Annotated in this window: 20 protein-coding genes; 11 read left to right on the forward strand and 9 right to left on the reverse strand. The window is 49.9% G+C overall.

Annotated features, from left to right (window positions below; translation table 11 throughout):
• Positions 1-14: 14 nt before the first annotated feature.
• Both ACFQ2T_RS04075 and ACFQ2T_RS04080 read left to right on the forward strand, forming a co-directional pair.
• A complete protein-coding gene (locus ACFQ2T_RS04075) occupies positions 15-479 on the forward strand; it encodes an ASCH domain-containing protein (protein WP_379030862.1) in 465 nt (154 codons plus the stop codon).
• Between the two features lie 63 nt (positions 480-542).
• Positions 543-923, forward strand: a complete 381-nt coding sequence (locus ACFQ2T_RS04080) for a YchJ family protein (RefSeq protein ID WP_379030865.1) — start codon at positions 543-545, stop codon at positions 921-923.
• 61 nt (positions 924-984) lie between these two features.
• Here ACFQ2T_RS04080 and prfB read toward each other — a convergent pair.
• A protein-coding gene (gene prfB, locus ACFQ2T_RS04085) for a peptide chain release factor 2 (protein ID WP_379030868.1) occupies positions 985-2,089 on the reverse strand; the annotation gives its coding sequence in 2 pieces (ribosomal slippage) (positions 985-2,007 and positions 2,009-2,089; 1,104 coding nt in all).
• A gap of 169 nt (positions 2,090-2,258) precedes the next feature.
• On the opposite strand from prfB, the gene ACFQ2T_RS04090 reads away from it, so the two are divergent.
• The 6 genes from ACFQ2T_RS04090 (at position 2,259) to pstB (ending at position 7,930) form a co-directional block, all read left to right on the forward strand.
• Positions 2,259-2,915, forward strand: a complete 657-nt coding sequence (locus tag ACFQ2T_RS04090; RefSeq protein ID WP_379030871.1) for a DUF47 domain-containing protein — start codon at positions 2,259-2,261, stop codon at positions 2,913-2,915.
• 9 nt (positions 2,916-2,924) lie between these two features.
• Positions 2,925-3,926, forward strand: a complete 1,002-nt coding sequence (locus ACFQ2T_RS04095; protein ID WP_379030874.1) for an inorganic phosphate transporter — start codon at positions 2,925-2,927, stop codon at positions 3,924-3,926.
• 141 nt (positions 3,927-4,067) lie between these two features.
• Positions 4,068-5,060: a PstS family phosphate ABC transporter substrate-binding protein gene (locus ACFQ2T_RS04100; protein ID WP_379030877.1), complete on the forward strand. Its 993-nt coding sequence runs from the start codon at positions 4,068-4,070 to the stop codon at positions 5,058-5,060.
• Between the two features lie 109 nt (positions 5,061-5,169).
• On the forward strand, positions 5,170-6,096 hold the full coding sequence (gene pstC, locus ACFQ2T_RS04105) for a phosphate ABC transporter permease subunit PstC (RefSeq protein ID WP_379030880.1): 927 nt from the start codon (positions 5,170-5,172) through the stop codon (positions 6,094-6,096).
• 90 nt (positions 6,097-6,186) lie between these two features.
• The gene (gene pstA, locus ACFQ2T_RS04110) at positions 6,187-7,125 is read left to right on the forward strand and encodes a phosphate ABC transporter permease PstA (RefSeq protein WP_379030883.1); all 939 of its coding nucleotides are present in this window, start codon (positions 6,187-6,189) and stop codon (positions 7,123-7,125) included.
• Between the two features lie 25 nt (positions 7,126-7,150).
• Positions 7,151-7,930 carry a phosphate ABC transporter ATP-binding protein PstB gene (gene pstB, locus ACFQ2T_RS04115; RefSeq protein ID WP_055825903.1) on the forward strand — a complete coding sequence of 260 codons (780 nt, stop codon included), beginning with the start codon at positions 7,151-7,153 and terminating at the stop codon, positions 7,928-7,930.
• Positions 7,931-8,045: 115 nt separating this feature from the next.
• Here the strand turns inward: pstB and ACFQ2T_RS04120 are convergent, their stop codons facing one another.
• Positions 8,046-8,369: a DUF1330 domain-containing protein gene (locus ACFQ2T_RS04120; RefSeq protein ID WP_379030887.1), complete on the reverse strand. Its 324-nt coding sequence runs from the start codon at positions 8,367-8,369 to the stop codon at positions 8,046-8,048.
• 291 nt (positions 8,370-8,660) lie between these two features.
• Positions 8,661-9,860 carry a glycosyltransferase gene (locus ACFQ2T_RS04125; RefSeq protein ID WP_379030890.1) on the reverse strand — a complete coding sequence of 400 codons (1,200 nt, stop codon included), beginning with the start codon at positions 9,858-9,860 and terminating at the stop codon, positions 8,661-8,663.
• Between the two features lie 177 nt (positions 9,861-10,037).
• Between ACFQ2T_RS04125 and ACFQ2T_RS04130 the strand changes: the two genes are divergently transcribed.
• The gene (locus ACFQ2T_RS04130) at positions 10,038-10,868 is read left to right on the forward strand and encodes a zinc dependent phospholipase C family protein (RefSeq protein WP_379030893.1); all 831 of its coding nucleotides are present in this window, start codon (positions 10,038-10,040) and stop codon (positions 10,866-10,868) included.
• A gap of 129 nt (positions 10,869-10,997) precedes the next feature.
• Complete coding sequence (locus tag ACFQ2T_RS04135) at positions 10,998-12,155, forward strand: metallophosphoesterase (RefSeq protein ID WP_379030896.1); 1,158 nt, start codon at positions 10,998-11,000, stop codon at positions 12,153-12,155.
• A 35-nt stretch (positions 12,156-12,190) separates the two neighbouring features.
• Here ACFQ2T_RS04135 and ACFQ2T_RS04140 read toward each other — a convergent pair whose 3' ends face one another.
• From ACFQ2T_RS04140 to ACFQ2T_RS04165, 6 genes are read right to left on the reverse strand one after another with little or no spacing between them, the layout of a single operon-like run.
• On the reverse strand, positions 12,191-13,144 hold the full coding sequence (locus ACFQ2T_RS04140; RefSeq protein WP_379030899.1) for a vWA domain-containing protein: 954 nt from the start codon (positions 13,142-13,144) through the stop codon (positions 12,191-12,193).
• Complete coding sequence (locus tag ACFQ2T_RS04145; protein WP_379030902.1) at positions 13,144-13,680, reverse strand: hypothetical protein; 537 nt, start codon at positions 13,678-13,680, stop codon at positions 13,144-13,146. Before ACFQ2T_RS04145 ends, ACFQ2T_RS04140 begins: the two co-directional genes overlap by 1 nt.
• Positions 13,681-14,646: a vWA domain-containing protein gene (locus ACFQ2T_RS04150; RefSeq protein WP_379030905.1), complete on the reverse strand. Its 966-nt coding sequence runs from the start codon at positions 14,644-14,646 to the stop codon at positions 13,681-13,683.
• Complete coding sequence (locus ACFQ2T_RS04155; protein WP_379030908.1) at positions 14,646-15,542, reverse strand: hypothetical protein; 897 nt, start codon at positions 15,540-15,542, stop codon at positions 14,646-14,648. Before ACFQ2T_RS04155 ends, ACFQ2T_RS04150 begins: the two co-directional genes overlap by 1 nt.
• A 9-nt stretch (positions 15,543-15,551) precedes the next feature.
• Entirely contained in the window at positions 15,552-16,412 is an 861-nt protein-coding gene (locus ACFQ2T_RS04160) for a DUF58 domain-containing protein (RefSeq protein ID WP_379030910.1), read from the reverse strand.
• The gene (locus ACFQ2T_RS04165) at positions 16,409-17,455 is read right to left on the reverse strand and encodes an AAA family ATPase (RefSeq protein WP_379030913.1); all 1,047 of its coding nucleotides are present in this window, start codon (positions 17,453-17,455) and stop codon (positions 16,409-16,411) included. The genes ACFQ2T_RS04160 and ACFQ2T_RS04165 overlap by 4 nt, the downstream gene beginning before the upstream one ends.
• A 223-nt stretch (positions 17,456-17,678) precedes the next feature.
• On the opposite strand from ACFQ2T_RS04165, the gene ACFQ2T_RS04170 reads away from it, so the two are divergent.
• A complete protein-coding gene (locus ACFQ2T_RS04170; RefSeq protein ID WP_379030915.1) occupies positions 17,679-18,410 on the forward strand; it encodes a hypothetical protein in 732 nt (243 codons plus the stop codon).
• The last annotated feature ends 44 nt before the right edge of the window (positions 18,411-18,454 follow it).

Raw genomic sequence — 18,454 nt, forward strand, 5'->3', positions numbered from 1 at the left:
TCTTAAGACAGAATATGTCAACTTCAACGCCATCTGGCGTCATCAAGGCCTTATCACTCAAGCAACCGTTTGCCTGGCTGATAGCAAATGGCTATTTACTGGTAGATGACCGTACATGGGGCACGCAATACCGCGGCCCCATCCTCATTCATGCCAGCAAAGGCCTGTATGAAGCGTATTACCAGCACATCAAATCCAATACGGATGTGCCCATCCCTGACAGGGATAAACTGGAATATGGAGGCGTCGTTGGCATTGCTAAACTGGTGTTATGCAGCAAACCTGGCGAATTACCTGCAGGCATCAGCCGCGAGCAGCGCGCGCATTTTGGCGGTGTACATCAGGAGTATTATGGCTTTCTATTTGAACAGGCAAGACCATTACCGCTAATACCTTGTGCTGGCAAACTCGGCATATTCGAGATTGATGTAGACAAGGTCTTGGCTGCCCCACCTGCCGCTCAGAAAGCTTTATTTTAATGTGTCAACATGGTCTGCCGGACCGTGTATCCCTGCTTCGACTTTCGAGACTGGTTATCCCAAATGAAAAATGCCTGCCCATGCTTTAGCGGCAAAGCTTACAACGATTGCTGCCAGCCCTTGCATGAAGGGGAAGCCGCACCTGATGCAGAGCGTTTGATGCGCTCACGCTACAGCGCTTATGCATTGAAGCTACCTGAGTATATTTTGCATACATGGCATGCAGATACTCGCCCAAAAAGTCTAACCCACGAAGACTTAAGCGGCATCAAATGGTTGAAGCTGCAGGTTTTATCGCACGAGCAACCCGAAGCAGATGCTGCTTTCGTGAAATTTGTAGCCACCTTCCAGAGCGGCAAGCAGAAAAAAGAACAACTGACAGAACATAGTCGTTTCAGCCGTGAAAGCGGACGCTGGGTGTATGTGGACGGCCAGCCTGATTGAGTAGCCAGGCAATAAAAAAGCAGCGGTTACGCTGCTTTTTTATTGAGAAAACCTGGACAGATTACAGTCCCTGCTTCAGGCTTTCCATAATAAACGGGTCCAGGTCGCCATCCAGCACACCTTGCGTATTGCCTATCTCGACATTGGTACGCAGATCTTTGATACGGCCCTGGTCCAGTACGTAACTGCGGATCTGGTGACCCCAGCCGATATCGGTTTTTGCATCTTCCAGCGCCTGCTTTTCCTCGTTACGCTTGCTCAGTTCCAGGTTATACAAAGCACCTTTCAGCATATTCATCGCTTCTTCGCGGTTACGATGTTGCGAACGGTCATTCTGGCACTGTACGACCACGTTGGTCGGCAAGTGAGTGATACGCACCGCAGAATCGGTTTTGTTAATATGCTGGCCACCGGCACCGCTGGCGCGGTAGGTATCGATACGCAAATCCGCCGGGTTGATGTCAATTTCAATGGAATCATCGACTTCAGGAAAAATCTGCACACTGGCAAAGCTGGTATGACGCTTGGAGTTGGCATCGAATGGTGATTTACGTACCAGGCGATGCACGCCGCTTTCGGTGCGCAAGGTACCAAACGCATAATCTCCGCTGACTTTGATAGACGCACCTTTAATCCCGGCAATATCGCCTTCGGACTCTTCCAGCACTTCGACTTTAAAGCCTTTGCGCTCTACATAGCGTAAATACATACGCAAAAGCATACCCGCCCAGTCCTGCGCTTCAGTACCGCCACTGCCGGACTGGAATTCGATAAAGCAGTTGTTGGCATCCATAGGCTGCGAGAACATACGCTTGAATTCCATGGCAGCGATGATTTCCTCAATCTTTTGCGTGTCTGCTTCTACACTCAATAAAGTGTCATCATCATTCTCTTCGCGCGCCATCTCAAACAATTCACGGCTGTCGGACAATGACTGATGCACTTCATCCAGCGTCATGACCACGGTTTCCAGCATGCGCTTTTCCTTGCCCAGGTTTTGTGCCTTTTCTGCGTTGTCCCAGACCTTGGGATCCTCCAGCAGGCCATTGACCTCGGCTAAACGCTGCTCTTTGTTTTCGTAGTCAAAGATACCCCCGAAGGGCCTGGTGACGTTGCGCCAAATCGCTAAGCGCATTGGCGATACTATTGAGGTGTTCAGCTTCCATTTTGTGATTGGTCAGAGAGTAAAAGCCAGCATTATACCGCAGCCGGGCATGTGATTCAGGGCCATGTGTAGGCATCAATTTAGTAAAGAATTCATATTTTTGTCACATTCACTGTCACAAAATAGTAAAATCACGGTCACAAAACTTTGTAACCGTCCGGGAGTCCTCAATGGCGCATGCCACCTTTGGCCGCATTATGGCTGCAATCAGCCCTAGAAACGATAACTACTTTGTGCTGTTTAACCGTTTGGCAGACTGTGCGGTGCGTGGTTCCAAAGTACTGGCGTTAATGGCGGCAGAGGTAGATCAGGCTGGTTTCCACACCCATTTTGCTGAAATCCGCAAAATTGAATCCGAAGCGGACGAATATACCAAAGAGATTCTGCTCTCTCTGCACAAGACCTTTATTACCCCGTTTGACCGCCGAGAAATCCGCGAACTGGCGATGGCGCTGGATGACATCATTGATTATATGGAAGCAATTCCGCAGAGTGCGGAAATCTACGGCCATAGCAAATTCACACCTGAAATGGTTGCGCTGGCACAAATCCTGTTGCGTGCTGCTGAGAAAGTACGCGATGCCGTGCATATGCTGTCAGATATGAAAAATGCCGAGCGCATTTTGCGTACCTGTGAAGAAATCAGCACCATTGAAGGCGAAGCTGACCATATTATGCGCTCTGGCATGCACAGGCTCTTTTCTGAAGACCATGATGCCCGCACCCTGATCCGTTCCAAGCAACTATATGATCTGTTCGAAGAGGCTGTCGACAGCTGTGAGGATGTCGCGGATGTGATTCACGGCGTTGTGTTGGAACGAATCTAAGGAAGCATCATGGATCACGTGATAATCGTCATGGCGGTGTTAGTCTTCGTCGCCCTGATCTTTGATTTTATGAATGGCTTTCATGATGCTGCCAATTCAATCGCATTAATGGTTTCTACCCGCTTGCTGACACCGCAAGCCGCGGTGATCTGGGCCGCCTTTTTCAACTTTGTCGCTTTCCTGTTTTTCGGTTTGCATGTGGCAGACACGGTAGGCAAAGGCATCATAGATCCGAATATCGTCAACAACACCATCATTTTTGGTGCCCTGTTTGGCGCGATCGCCTGGAACGTCATCACCTGGTGGTTCGGGATTCCTTCATCTTCTTCACACGCCCTGATTGGCGGCTTGATCGGTGCTGGCATGGCACATTCAGGCACCAAGGGCGTGATTATCGGTAGCAAGCTGATCAGCACCGGTATCGCGATCATCCTGTCTCCGCTGTTCGGCATGTTACTGGCATTACTGCTATCAATAGGCATCATGTGGCTATTTCAGCGCTCCTCACCTTATAAAATCGAGAGCCGCTTTAACAAGATGCAATTTATTTCATCTTCGTTATTCAGCCTGGGGCATGGCGCTAACGACGCACAAAAAACCATGGGTATCATCACGGTATTGCTATTTGCCAACGGCTACCTGCAAGGCGACTTTCATGTGCCGTTCTGGGTGGTCATCGCCTGTCAGTTGGCGATGGGTTTGGGCACTTTGTTTGGCGGCTGGCGCATCGTACGCACCATGGGCATGGGTATCACCAAAATACGCCCTACTGGTGGCTTTGCGGCACAAACCTCCGGCTCTATCGCTTTGTTCCTGGCTACCAGCCTCGGCATACCGGTTTCTACCACCCATACCATCACTGGTGCTATTGTCGGGGTCGGACTATCCCGTCGCATGACAGCAGTGCGCTGGGGGCTGGCTTCAAGGATTGTCTGGGCCTGGGTGCTGACTATCCCCTGCGCAGCCATCATGGCGGCGATTGCCTACCATATTGGTGAAAGCGTGTTGTAAGAAAAATGTCATCAAAAAGAGGCGCCAAGTGCGCCTTTCTTATTTTCCGGCGCGCCTTTTTTATTTTTTGTCACATTTCTGTCATATAAAGTTTCTAAGATTCACGCATTGCAAGATAACACCACACACAGGAGTGTATAAATGAATACCCAGCTGTTCCGCACTACTTTAATCGCCGCACTGATTGTGCAGGCATTCAGCTTTTCAACAGCTAATGCAGCGGACAAGATTATTAAAATTGACGGTTCAAGCACCGTATACCCGATCACCGAAGCCGTCGCTGAAGAGTTTCAGCGTACCAAAGGCATTAAAGTGACTGTGGGTGAGTCAGGCACGGGTGGTGGGTTTAAAAAATTCTGCCGTGGCGAAACCGATATCTCTGATGCTTCCCGCCCGATCACACAAAAAGAAATCGACCTGTGTAAAGAAGGTGGCGTGCAGTTTATCGAATTGCCAGTGGCTTACGATGCGTTGACCGTGGTTGTAAACAGCAAAAATGACTGGGTAAAACAACTGACAGTCGCAGAATTGAAAAAAATCTGGGAGCCAAACTCTTCAGTTAAAAACTGGAAGCAAGTAAACGCAACCTTCCCGGACAAAGCGATGAACCTGTATGGTCCAGGCACTTCGTCAGGTACATTTGATTACTTTACTGAAGCGGTGAATGGCAAAGCCAAAGCCAGCCGTAAAGACTACACGCCATCAGAAGATGACAACGTATTGGTTCAAGGTGTATCGGGTAACGTAGGCGGTTTAGCTTACTTCGGCCTGGCTTACTACCTGGAAAACACAGACAAGCTGAGAGCCATCCCTATCGTTGCTAAAGAAGGTGGCAAACCAGTATTACCTTCTGAAGCGACTGTGATGGACGGTACTTACCAGCCACTGGCACGCCCTTTGTTTATCTACGTGAATGCGACTTCAGCTGCCTTCAAACCGGAAATCAAAGCGTTCGTGAATTTCTACCTGGAAAATGCACCGGAACTGGTTAAAGAAGTGAAATACGTACCACTGCCTAAAGAAGATTACGATGCGGTAAAAACGCATTTCAAAGCGATGAAACCAGGTACTGGTTTTAACGGTACTTCAGAAGTCGGCATCAAGATTACTGACCTGTTATCCCGTATCAAGTAATGATGAAAGGGGCTGAGCAAGCCCCTTTTTTCGTCACTAATCGGCCTGTAGCGCGGATTATCCGCTAAAATTCTCACCCTGACAGATCATCACTATGGCGACTCAAGCAATGCAAGCACCCGTGGAACTGCCCATTAGCCCCAGACTGGCTAAAAACATCCGTAGAAACGTCAAAGAACGTATTATTGAACTGATACTGATGATGGCCGCGCTGGTGGCCGTAGCCACTACTTTCGCGATTGTTGGCGTGCTGTTGTATGAGTCTTTAAGTTTTTTTAAAACTGTCTCTGTAGTCGAATTTTTTACCGATACCGAATGGACACCGCTGTTTGAAGATGCGCATTACGGCATCATGCCACTGGTTTCCGGTACTTTGACTACTTCAGCGATTGCGCTGGCAGTGGCCGTCCCTATCGGTACTGTGTCAGCGATTTTCCTGTCTGAATTTGCTTCACATAAAACACGTGAAATCGTAAAACCTATCCTTGAGCTGCTGGTCGGTGTACCTACCGTGGTATTTGGTTACTTCGCGCTGTTCTTTGTGACCCCATTATTGCAAACCATCTATCCTGACCTGCCTAGCTTCAACATGCTGGGCGCCGGTATCGTGATGGGCATCATGATTATCCCTTACATTGCCTCACTGTCTGAAGATGCCATGCGTGCGGTGCCTATGAGCATGCGTGAAGGTTCTTATGCGATGGGTGCGACCCGTTTCCAGACTGCGGTTAAAGTTGTTACACCAGCCGCTATTTCCGGGATTGTCGCGGCCTATATCCTGGCCATTTCCCGTGCCGTTGGTGAGACCATGGTGGTGGCGATTGCTGCGGGCCAGCAACCTAACCTGACGTTCAATCCGCTCGAAAGCGCGGCGACGATTACCGCTTATATTGTGCAGGTGGCGATGGGTGACTTGCCGCATGGCAGCATTGGTTACCAAAGTATTTTTGCCGCCGGCCTGGTGCTGATGGCGATGACATTATCCTTCAACATTATCGGCCACTGGGTGCGCAAGCGTTACCGCGAAAACTACTAATACTTGCCCTGTACGCTGACTCGATACTGACACATAACAACGATACACTGCGGCTAGCCAACCTACCGGAAGAAGCAGGAAAGACAACAAATGGAACATAAAGCTTCTGTACTTGAAAATCTGGGCGAAGTGCGCGCCATGATTAAACGCCACAAGCGTAACGACACCCTGTTTGCTGCATTGGGCCTGCTATGCCTGATGTTTGGTCTGTTGACGTTGATGTTGCTGTTCTGGCAATTGATTGCCGATGGCTACCCAAAATTCAACCTCGAGTTCCTGACTGAATTCCCTTCCCGCCGCGCTGGCCGTGCTGGCTTGCTTTCCGCCTGGGTAGGGTCGCTGCTGGTAATGACTGTCACTTTCCTGTCGGCAGTGCCGGTCGGTGTGGCCGCCGGTTTGTACCTGGAAGAATACGCACCGAAAAACTGGTTCACCGACCTGATTGAAATCAATGTGTCCAACCTGGCGGGTGTGCCTTCCATTATTTATGGTTTGCTGGCGCTGGGTTTGTTTGTCTACATCCTCGGTTTCGGCCAAAGTATCCTCACGGCTGGTTTAACCCTGGGTCTGCTGATATTGCCGATTGTGATTGTGTCTACACGTGAAGCGATCCGTGCCATTCCCGTCTCGATTCGCGAGGCCGCCTATGGCGTAGGTGCAACCAAGTGGCAAGTGGTTTACGACCATGTTTTCAAGTATTCCTATGGCGGTATTCTGACAGGTGTGATTATCGGTATGTCCCGCGCACTCGGTGAAACGGCCCCGATTATCACGATTGGAGCGCTGACGTTTATTGCTTTCCTGCCGCCCTCACCTATTACATCAGAACCGCCATTTTTAAACTTTGAATGGCTTTCTTCAGGTTTCACTGTCATGCCGATTCAAATGTTTAACTGGTTGTCCCGCCCTGACCACGCATTCCATGTCAATGCTGCCGCTACAGGTGCACTGATCATTGTTGTCACCTTGCTGATGAATGGTGGCGCGATCTGGTTACGCTACAAAATTCGTAAAAATATTAAATGGTAATGCCACACAGGATTCAGAAAATATCATGGCCACAATAACGACCCCGATTAAAGCCGAAGCACGCGATTTAAACTTCTTTTATAGCAACGGCGCCCGCGCACTCAAAGGTATTTCAATGCCTTTGTACGAGAACAAGATCACTGCGCTGATTGGCCCTTCAGGCTGTGGTAAATCCACATTCCTGCGCTGCTTCAACCGCATGCATGACCTGTATCCTGGCAACAAATACCAAGGCCAGATCGTCATGCACCCGGATAACACCAATGTGCTTGATAGCGGCGTGGACCCGATTGAAGTGCGCATGCGCATCAGCATGGTGTTCCAGAAACCTAACCCGTTCCCGAAATCCATCTATGAGAACGTAGCTTACGGCCTGCGCGTGCGTGGTGAAAACAACAAACGCATCATGGATGACAAAGTGGAAGAAGCCCTCAAAGGCGCTGCACTATGGAACGAAGTGAAAGATCGTTTGCATGACCTGGCATTCAACTTGTCTGGCGGTCAGCAACAGCGTCTGTGTATCGCGCGTGCTTTGGCGACTGACCCGGAAATCATGCTGTTCGATGAACCGACTTCAGCACTGGACCCGATTGCAACCGCCAATATCGAAGAGTTGATGGTTGAGCTGCGTAGCAAACTGACTATCCTGGTCGTGACACATAACATGCAACAGGCCGCTCGCGTGTCTGATTACACTGCCTATATGTACCTGGGTGAACTGATTGAATATGATGATACCGACAAAATCTTCACTAACCCTGGCCGTAAGGAAACTGAAGATTACATTACCGGTAAATTTGGTTAATTCACATTTACCTTACCTTATAAAAAACGCCGCAATTTGCGGCGTTTTTTATTGGTCACTTACAACATGCTCAAGCGTTTAATCTTGGATAATTTGCTCAGATGAAACTGATCCGTTATTTAGGAAGGTAAGGGATGGCTCCTGCAACATCAGTGTCATCTATCAACTGGAAACGGCTTTCAGTACCCTCTTGTCTGGCTTTTGAGAATGGCGCATATTCAGGGTCATTCGCAAATGCTAATGCTGCCTCTTTGTTCGGAAACTGAATCAAAGCAATCAATGTGTTTTCCAATGGCTTACCCTCAAGCACATCAATGTTGGCACTACGACTTAAATATCTTCCGCCATGTTTTTCAGCAATCAGGTGAACATGCTTTGCATATTCAGGAACCCATTCATCATTTTTAAGTAGTACATCTGCAATTAAATATGCTGTCATTTTCACTCCTTGGATTTATGGAAATAATCATTTAGTTCGGGTTTTAAATTTATTGATTAAATCAATGAGAAATTTAAAGACTGCCAAATGCTCGGCTGGCAGTCAAAAATGGCAACCAGCTTGCGGCAGATGTTGAGTTAACATATTAGATTATCCTGAGATTGTGCTGCTTGCTCGAATGCAAGGCTGCCGGTATCTTGGCGCGCAAGCTGGCAAGCGTCAAGTGGTCCAGGAAAAATTACAGAAAATCCGCAGGGATGGCAGCATTAAAATAATTTGATGCTGCCCGGATTATGCAGCTGCAGAAGCTGCCAGCGGAAAATTAGCCAGCATCAAACGCTCGTAGCACTCAATCAACTTTTTCGCCTGTGCTTCGCTAGACCATACCTGCTCAACATAACGCTTGCCCTGTTTGCCGATACGCTCACGCAGTTGATGATCAATCAGCAATGTTTGCACTTGCTCGGCAAAATGCAGTTCATCATCCTGGGCAATTAATGCGCCCTGCTCCTGACGCAAAATGGATGCAGTGCCCAATTCAGCAATCGCAACCACTGCGGTTTCCTGTGCCATGGCCTCCAGCAATACCAGCCCTTGTGTTTCACTTTTGGAAGCAAACACAAAGATATCCGCAGCACGGTAAGCGGCATTCAGGCCGACAGCACGGTCCAGGTAACCCAGGAACATCACGTTCTGTTGCAGGCCGTTGTCCTTGGTCATTTTCTTCAACATCGCTTCAGCCGGGCCTTCACCGGTGATCACCAGTAAAACCTCGGGGTGATCCTGGATGACCAGTGACAACATTTCCAGCAAGAACTGGATATTCTTTTCATGCGCAACCCGGCCAACAAACATCAGCAAAGGCCTTTGTGCAGGGATGCCATATTTTTCCCTGAAAGCTGCGCCATCACCAGGTACAAAACGTGAGGCGTCCAGGCCGGTAGGAATCACGGTAATTGGCGTGGTCACCCCGTATTGTTGCAAAACATCACGCATTTGCCCTGAAGGTGACACCACGGTATCTACCTGCTGGCATTGCTTACGAGATACCCATTGCGCAATATTCACCGCAAACTTGCGTGGTACCCACGGCAAGTAATGGTGCATATAGTCTTCAAAGAAAGTGTGGTAGGTTTCCAGCACCGGCACTTGCAGTTTCTTGGCGATTTTAAGCCCGGCATAGTGCGCGATAAAGGGTGTATGGATATGCACCATGTCATAATCGCCTGGATGCAGGCTTTCAATATAAGCCACCAGTGCCGACCACTTCATTAAGTAATCTTCAGGATCAAACACAATCTTGCGCGCATCTATGCGCGTGATCCAGGCTTCATCACCAATCAGTGCATGATTGAGGGACTGCGCGTATTGCGGGGCGATCAGGTGCACGCTATGCCCATCAGCACGCAGGCTTTCTGCAAAGGTACGGATGCTGGTTGAAACGCCATTTACGCGCGGGAAATACACATCTGAAATCATCAATATTTTCATGCAAAGTTCCGTTTAAGCGGTTCCATGTAAACAATTCTCACATACTTTAACAACGCTTCGTGATGCTTTTATGACCAAATCCCTTTCATATCAATGTCATACAATCATCATGCATCTGTCATCTACCGGGCGCAGAGTGCGCACATGCGAAAAAGTATCTTCCAATGTTTGGCCGTAATGCTATTACTGATTGCGATGCCCGGTGAGGCACATGCCTGGGGGTTGTATTCTCATGTGGCTTATACCCACAGCTGGTTACAGACATTACCTTTATTGCCATTGCCCTGGCTAGGCGTGATGCGGCGTTACCCGACTCTGGTACTGGCTGGCGCCTGCCTGCCAGACCTGGCAGTGGTCTCCCGTACCTTTAATCACAGCCATGGCTGGGGCATAGGCCAGCAATTACTGCATACCAACAATGACAGGCAACTGGCGCTGGGGATTGGCTATAACGTGCATTTACTCACCGATGTGGTGGCCCACCAGCATTTCGTACCCACTTTTGAAGCCAAGTGGCAGCATGACAGTCTGCTCACGCATGCGGCTGCCGAATGGGCCATGGATGCTTACCTGCAAACGACGGAGATTCCTTCGCCTTCAAAGCTATTGCGTATACACCGCAAAACCATTGTGGAAACGTTAACGCAAGCCATGCAGTGTGATTCCGGCATTGTAGAAAAAGCTGTTTCCAGGTTAGCCACTGCCGACCAGGCATTACGCTTGTCGCGTATTCCCCAATATTTGTTGCGCCGTTACGGCAGGCTGGATAACGAATTTGAACACAAACTGGCCTATTACCGCGACCAGGTGAGTTTGGCTTTGCAAGACCTGCCTCAGTTACTCAACGGGTCGTTTCCCTCACTGCATGCCGAGCATGTCAATTTAGGCATGGAACAACTGGATGACTGGCGTCAAAAATGCCTGCAAGATGCAAGGCTACGCCCTACCCGTGCCATCCAAGCGTTTGAGCATTACCAGCATCAGTGGTTTAACCAACCCGACTGCTAGCGCACAAAGCCAAGCAAACGCTGTTGCCTTAACAGCTAGCGGTTATGCTTTAAATTACCGGTCGACTTGAATCTATTCGCGCTGGCTCCATCTAACGAGTACCCATCCTCCACCCAACAAAAATAATACATGCCGCCTCTACGCTTCCTGCTCACATTCACCACCATGGTCAGTGTCTTGCATTACTATATCGGTTCACGCCTTCTAAATTCCGTTGCCTGGGCTGATTGGGTACTATGGGCCGGCTGGATATTCCTGGTCATTTCCACTGTGCTGCAGCCAGTCGCTTTCCTGGCACGCGGGCTGCGTAACCATGCTTTACGTGATACCACCAGCTGGGTCGCAATGACGCTGATGGGCGTGTTTTCTTCGTTGCTGGTCCTGACTCTAATACGAGATATTTTCTTGCTGGTGGTCGCTGGCATGGATGCTTCCCGCTTTTTCCAGGCGAACTTTTTCACGCTGGAGAAAAACACTGCTTTATTGGCAATCACAGGCGCACTGGTAATCAGCGTGATCGGCTTTTTCAATGCCCGTCGATTAGCCAGGGTGATTAAAATCAAAGTGCCTTTACGCAATTTGCCTGCCACGCTGAATGGCTTCCGTATTGTGCAGATCAGCGATATCCACGTCGGGCCTACCATTAAAAAAGGCTATCTTTCGCGCATCGTTAATCGCGTCAACACCCTGAACGCCGACCTGATTGCCATTACCGGCGACCTGGTGGATGGCCGCGTCAGTGAACTCTCAACGCATACCCAACCGCTGGCGGAATTGAATGCGCGCCACGGCAGTTTTTTTGTGACCGGGAATCATGAATATTATTCTGGCGCATTGGACTGGATTCAGGAAATAAAGCGCTTAGGGATACAGGTATTGCTCAATGAGCACGTGCAGCTGACGCATGATGGCGCAACGCTGGTATTGGCAGGGGTGACAGACATTACCGCTGGCGGCTTCTATGACCATCACCAGAGTGACCCGCATGCAGCGATTGCCGGTGCGCCCCTGCATGTACCAAAGATCCTGCTCGCGCACCAGCCGCTGAGTTCCAAAGAAGCCGAGTCGGCAGGCTTTGATTTACAGTTATCCGGACATACGCATGGCGGCCAGTTCTGGCCATGGAAATACCTGGTGCCACTGCAACAGCCTTATGTAGCTGGCCTGCACCGTTTGAAAAATTTGTGGGTATATGTGAATAGGGGAACCGGCTATTGGGGCCCACCCAACCGCTTTGGCTCACCTTCAGAGATCACCTGCCTGACCCTAGTACCGGCAAATGATTAGAGCGTCATTGACGCTCTAATCAATACTTGGCGCTGTCAACCCGCAACGCGCCTGCGGTAAAGCACATCCGGCAAATAGCTAGCCAACACTAGCAGTATCGCCATCACTAGATACACGACGCGTAGCGGATAATCTGTGACAAAACTGGCGGTAGTTTTTTTTGAGGCAATAGACTGGTAAAACGCTTCCTGGTCCTGCCCTTTCACGTAACTGCCTTTAAATTCCGCTGACAGCTCTTTCAAATATTCTTCTTCCAGTTGTGACAGCATGCGGTCATATTCGGCATAAGCCACCGGCGGATCCGGTTCATCACTACTTGGGTCCGCATAAGTCACGCCTACGGCACCTGCGTTGTTATTTTCGCTGACCGGCCAGTATCCCACAGGCTTATTGGCAGTGTTGTAGCGGGTAATCGCGACTTTTTCCGGACCGCCTACGCCGACAAACGTGAAAAACTCGCCGATCTGCACCCCGCTTAAATCCTGCTTGATGGTCACGTTTACGCGTGGCGCTTCATCGCCATCGGTGAAAAACAGCATTTGTGCCGGTTGATTCAGCGCATCATAAATATGGGTCGCTGCATGTACGGAGAAACTCAGGCGGCTATTGCCTTTCCAGGCCATACGCCATTCCAGGTGATCAATACCATCGGTAATCACATCCAGGTTCTTGCATACTTCCAGCGGTGTTTGCAGCATGGCCACGTTATCAGATGCAAAAATGCCTAAACTGAAATACGTGCCGCATGGCGCTTTATGCACGATCTGTTTCATCAAATGTTGTGCGTAGGCAATGCGGCTGACTTTTTTCTGGTTCAGCATTTCATCTTCCGCATTCATACTTTGCGATACATCGGTGATCAGCAAATAATGCCGGACCTGCTGCCTGAGCTGTATGCTGGGCTTGACCAGCGCCAACACCAGCAGACTCAACGCCAGCACATACAGCACCGGCTCATAATACTGTTTCAGCCATCCAATGACTTTCATTATGGCAATCCAATCGGCAGATTACTGAGTTCCATGTGCGACTGGTCTTTGGCGCCCGCCTGCATGCCACGCGCCATCACTGAGTGCAATAAACTCAAATTGAACTTGGCCGCTTTATCCGCTGGCTGCAGACGCAGTGATTGCTCATAAGCGATTTTCGCCTGCGTGAATGCATAACGTGCTTCATCCTGGAACGAGCCATCTTCATTGACCGTGCGCACCAAGCCTGACAAAAACAGGTTATTCCCGATATTGAAATGGATATGCGGCAATTCGGCTTCCGGTGGCAATACCTCCAGCAGTTGTGCATAGGTCTGCACCGCATGTTTGTAATCGTTGTGTTTACCCTGGTCATAAGCGGCAGTAAACCGCTGCAAGTACGGGTACTCATTCTCTTTGATCAGAGCACCACTCTGGATTTTCTGGTTAAGTGCGTGTAGTGACTGCAACTGCCAGCCAAAATACAGCGCGCCGATGATTCCTGCCACGGTGATGCTTCCCCACAGCCAATTGGCTTTTTTCGCATGTGTTGCCATCTAGTACATCCTTATATGTTTAACCAGCACCAAGCCCAACCCCAGCACCAATGCCAGCAAGATCAAATCTTGGGCATAGTCGTGTCCGGGAATCACGATGGCGTATTGAATGACGTTTTTTTCCTTGGCATCGATTTCGCGCAGGGCAGACTCCAGTGCGGTGGCGTTATCTGCCTCAAATGCCTTGTATTTGACTTTCAGTGAGCGGAAGAACCGGTCCAGTGCGATCGCTTCCGGCACCCGCTCTTCTTCATAGACGTTGTCACTGAAAATACTGATGTCATCCGGTTCGCGCAGCACAATCCAGTACAGATTGAGTTTTTTACCTGTCAGCTGTTTCTGGATCTGGTATTTGACGCGAGGACTTAATTTACCGGCACCGTCCGACAGCAAAACGATAGCGCGCGAGCCGGTACTGGCAATGTTTTCAAACAATGTCACCGCATTGGTGATGCCGGCACCGATATTAGTCTGGTTTAATGCCGGGCCGGTCGCGGCCTGGATTGCCGAGTGGATGCCATCGCGGTTAGTGGTGATTTTCATCCCGTACAAAGCAGAATTGGTGAAACCGACCACGCCCATCATGTCATCCGGCCTGGAATCGATAAATGCAGTAATCAGGCGTCTGGCAGCCGCAGATTTGATCTCTGCCGCATGGCCGCCGTTGCTTTGTCCGGCAAACGGATGATCCATACTGACACTGCGGTCAATCACAAAGACACTTTGTGCACCTTTGCCGACTTTTTGCTCCTGGTGGCTATCTCCCTGTGGACCGGCTAACGCTAGTATCAGGCAGAGCAGCATCAGTGAGGTAGCGGCTTTAACCAGCCGGTTGGCGGTATCTGAAAACGGGTCTGCGGGCACCATTTGCAACCATGAATAAGTTTGCGCATGCCGGCTTTTCAATAAAAAAGGGATAGCGACTACCGGCAACAGCAGCAAGAACCACGGGTGTAACCAATGCATCAGACGCCCCGTTCACAATCGCGCAGCTGGCGCGTAAATATTTTACATTGCATTAAATAACCGGCAGCGTCGATGGCTTGCCCGCTATACAGCACGGCATTAGACTCAGCAAAAAAAACATGAAGCGCTTGTTCTAGTGGTTTAAAACCAGGCTGCTGCGCAATAAACTGTGGCACATGTGACGCCAGCATTTGCTGGCCAAAGCGCTGGTTCAATGCATCTTGCACAATCAGGGCAGCTTGCTTCTGGCCTTCAGCGTTCGCTGGCAGTTTTTTCAGTTTGCGGTAAGCACGCGCAAAGTGCCCGTTCACCATAGGCAATAAAGTCCAGTCGGAATTCCGGTAAAGCAATACCAGGCCACCAATCACCAACAGTAACAGGCTGATAAACAGCCCTCGTTGTGGCGTTTGCGTATCCAGTAATGCCGGGCGGTATTGTGCAACCACACTTTGCCTGGCTTTTTGTAACTGGTCTGGCAGTTGCGCCATCAACCAGAAGCGCCATGAAGGTAATTCAACCTTGGCACCGCTTTTAAATGTTACTTGTTCAGCCGGTAGTTGCAATTGCACAGGTTTACCACTGCTGGCGAATACCTGGTAATCAAATACCAGCGTGTAGACTTGTTGATAACCCTGCTTGCGGCTATCGATTTGCAACTGCCGGAGTTCAACACCGTTACGTTGCAAGCCTTTCAGCGGCAGGTTACTGTCATTGAGCTGATCATTCGCAGCCACCGAAATCTGGATCGTGCGTTGCAACACGTCACCGATCTGTATTCCGGCATAAGAAGCCGGGTTTTGCACGCTAAGTACTTGTACGTTAGCCGCTTGTGTTTCGGCCAAGGCAAGGCTTGGGCATACAGTCGCCATCAACCACCATAAAAAAATCTGTTTCATCAGCACACTCTAATGGATAAGTTGTTCAAAATAATCCGACAGCAAGGCCGAATCGAAGCGCCCATCAACATACAACGGACGGATATCAAAGCGCGCAAATAGCTGGTCCAGTGCCTGTTTACGTTGCTCAAACATCTCGACAAACTGCGCGCGGATGGCCTGGCGGAAGAAAATGGTTTTTTGCTCGCCGGTTTCCGGGTCTTGCAGATTGCCGAAACCAAAGCGCGGCAAACGCTGATATTCCAGCGGGTCCCACAACACGATGGGAATGATCTGGTGGTTGGCCATCAGGTTCAGGCCATGTTCAATCAGTGGCAATGGCAAGTGGAAATCCGAAATCCAGAACACCAGGCCTTTTTGCTGACCCAACAATCCAGCGGCTTCGACGATGCCACTGCCATCACGACGGGCACTGCGAAAATCACCCATTTCAGCAATCGTAGCGAATGACTGGTGCGCATGATGTCCCGGAGACATGCTCAAATGCGGAATCACGTGCTGGTCATAACTGACCATGCCAAACAGGTCACTATTCTCGTGCGCGGAGCAGGCAATCGATGCCGCCACGGCTTTCACCGTATCCAGCTTGCGTATTTGTCCCTGAAACTGCATGGAGCTGGACAAATCACATACGGCATACAGCGGCGAAGAAGCCTCCTGCTTGAATACGCGCACCTGAATCTGCTCATAAGGGTCACGTATTGTTTGGCGTAAATCCACGCGCCTGGCATCCGGATAATCGACTAGCGAAACATGCTTGCTGAATTCATCGCCCGGACCACGCTGTATGCCCAGGTGTTCGCCAGTATGCACGCTGGCGGAACGCCAGGGCACCTGGTAGAAAAAAGGCTGGGCGTAGTCGGGAATCATGCTGCTTTTGCCTTGGATGGCACACTGACTGACGCCAGTATCTGGTTGGTTAACTCACGCGACAACTCGGTACGGCGGCTCTCGAACATCGGGTTAAGCACCAGTCTGTGCGCGATAATTTCATGGAATACTGCATGAATATCTTCCGGGAACAGGCTGTCACGATTCATCAGCCAGGCATGTACCCGTGCCGCTTTCAACAGCATACCCATACCGCGCGGGCTTGCGCCGGTATGGATCAGGCGGTTGACATCAACGCTATCTAATTGAATACCAAAGGCAGATGGTTTTTGGGTAGACTCCCATAAATCCAGCGCATAATCTTCCAGCACATCACTGGCGCGGATATGGCTTTGTAATATGTCTGAGAAAGCATTTAACTGGTCATAAGCCAACACACCACTATCTACTTGCTGGGTCAGTCGCTCGGCGTGCTGGAATTTGACATCAAACATCAAAGCTTTACGTAGCGCACGATCCTCAGGAATTTCAATCGGAATTTCCATCATGAAACGGTCACGCGCTGCAGATGGAATCTCAAAGGTTTCATTTTTTTCGACCTGGTTACGGTCAGCGAAAACCAGCATATGTGGCAAGCGGTATTCCTTTTTGAAGGCGCCGATATGTCGTTCCGCCATCACCCGCAACATCAATGCGTGCACTTGCGGCCTGGCACGGTTGATCTCGTTGAAAAAGAATACCGACAACTGCTCGCCTGCCCGCAACAAAGGCCCCTCTTCCACTTTTGGCCTACCATCTTCCCCAAGGAAAGTATGGTAGATCAGGTCATTCGGCATTAAATCGACCGTGCCTTCAATACGCTCGTAAGCGCCGCCCAAACCACGGGCAATCGATTGCAGCAAGGTTGTTTTACCAACGCCCACACCGCCCTCAAGCAGCACATGGCCACGGGCGAAAATGGCAATATTAATCGCACGTATAGCCTTGTCCTGGCCGACCACTACTTTTTTCACTTCGTTTTCGAGCTTAAGCGCATGGTCGCGCCACTCGGTCAATTGTGTTTCGATTGATACGGATGTCATGGTTATCCCTTGTTTACAAATTCAGCCGGGGCTATGATGCCAAAGTAGCTTCTGGAAAGGTGTTTAAGAACTGTTGCAATTTTTGCATTAGCACGCTAATATGCAGACAGGTCTGTTCACTTTTTCCTAGTTTAATGCAGCCATCGAAAAAAAAGCAAGAAGATTTTTAGGGGTTATCAGCGTGAATGTACTAGCGAGTGTGAATAAGACAGGACAGCGATATGTGCGTATAGCAAAAGCTTACGTACTGCATGGCCTGTGGAAACTGGGGCTGAAACAGCTGAGCAGGCATGCGCCGTTTTACCAGCTGCATCACCAGTTAGTGACGTGGAATTCGCAACGCGTGGCAACATCAGGAGCAAGCGCCGCACTAAATGCGCAGGATATCTCGCATATCCGCCAATTGATAGACCAGGCGCAGCTAAGGTCGGTAGCAGAACTGCCACCTGCCCTGCTGGACCAGTGGTTTTTTCAGGCAATAGGTGCCATTAGAGTGCAGTCGCAAACAGGTGAAGACACCGCCTGGCATTTGTTTGATCAGTCGGTGCATGAACAGCTAGGCGGGCAAGCATTTCATAGCTCACTGTCTTTTGGCTTGCTGGTAACGCTGTGCGTGGTGTGGATGACCATGGTCACCCCCGTGCAAAAACCGTCAGCCATGGCTGAGTCGCCTTATGAACAGGCGCAATTGAGCGACGCCAGCGGCATCCCTGATCCGGTGACCATCAGCCTGCTCAACCTAGCCTACCAGAAGATGCAGAATGGCAGCTGCCAACTTCCGCAAGCAGCGATGCTGCCCGACGCACAGCGTCAGGCGTTTATCATGTTTGTGACCAAAGGCAAGGTAGATGTCGAGCATGTTGAGCAATTACGGCAGGCGCTGGGCTACGTCAGCTGCCTGTATCCGCAGGAACTCATGCACCCGCAAGGACGTGATCGTGGTGAAAGACTTTAAGCAAAAAAATCGGGATATCCCAGCATTGGGAAAAAAGGATAAGT

It is taken from the genome of Methylophilus flavus, from assembly GCF_042678905.1.
GTDB lineage: Bacteria > Pseudomonadota > Gammaproteobacteria > Burkholderiales > Methylophilaceae > Methylophilus > Methylophilus flavus.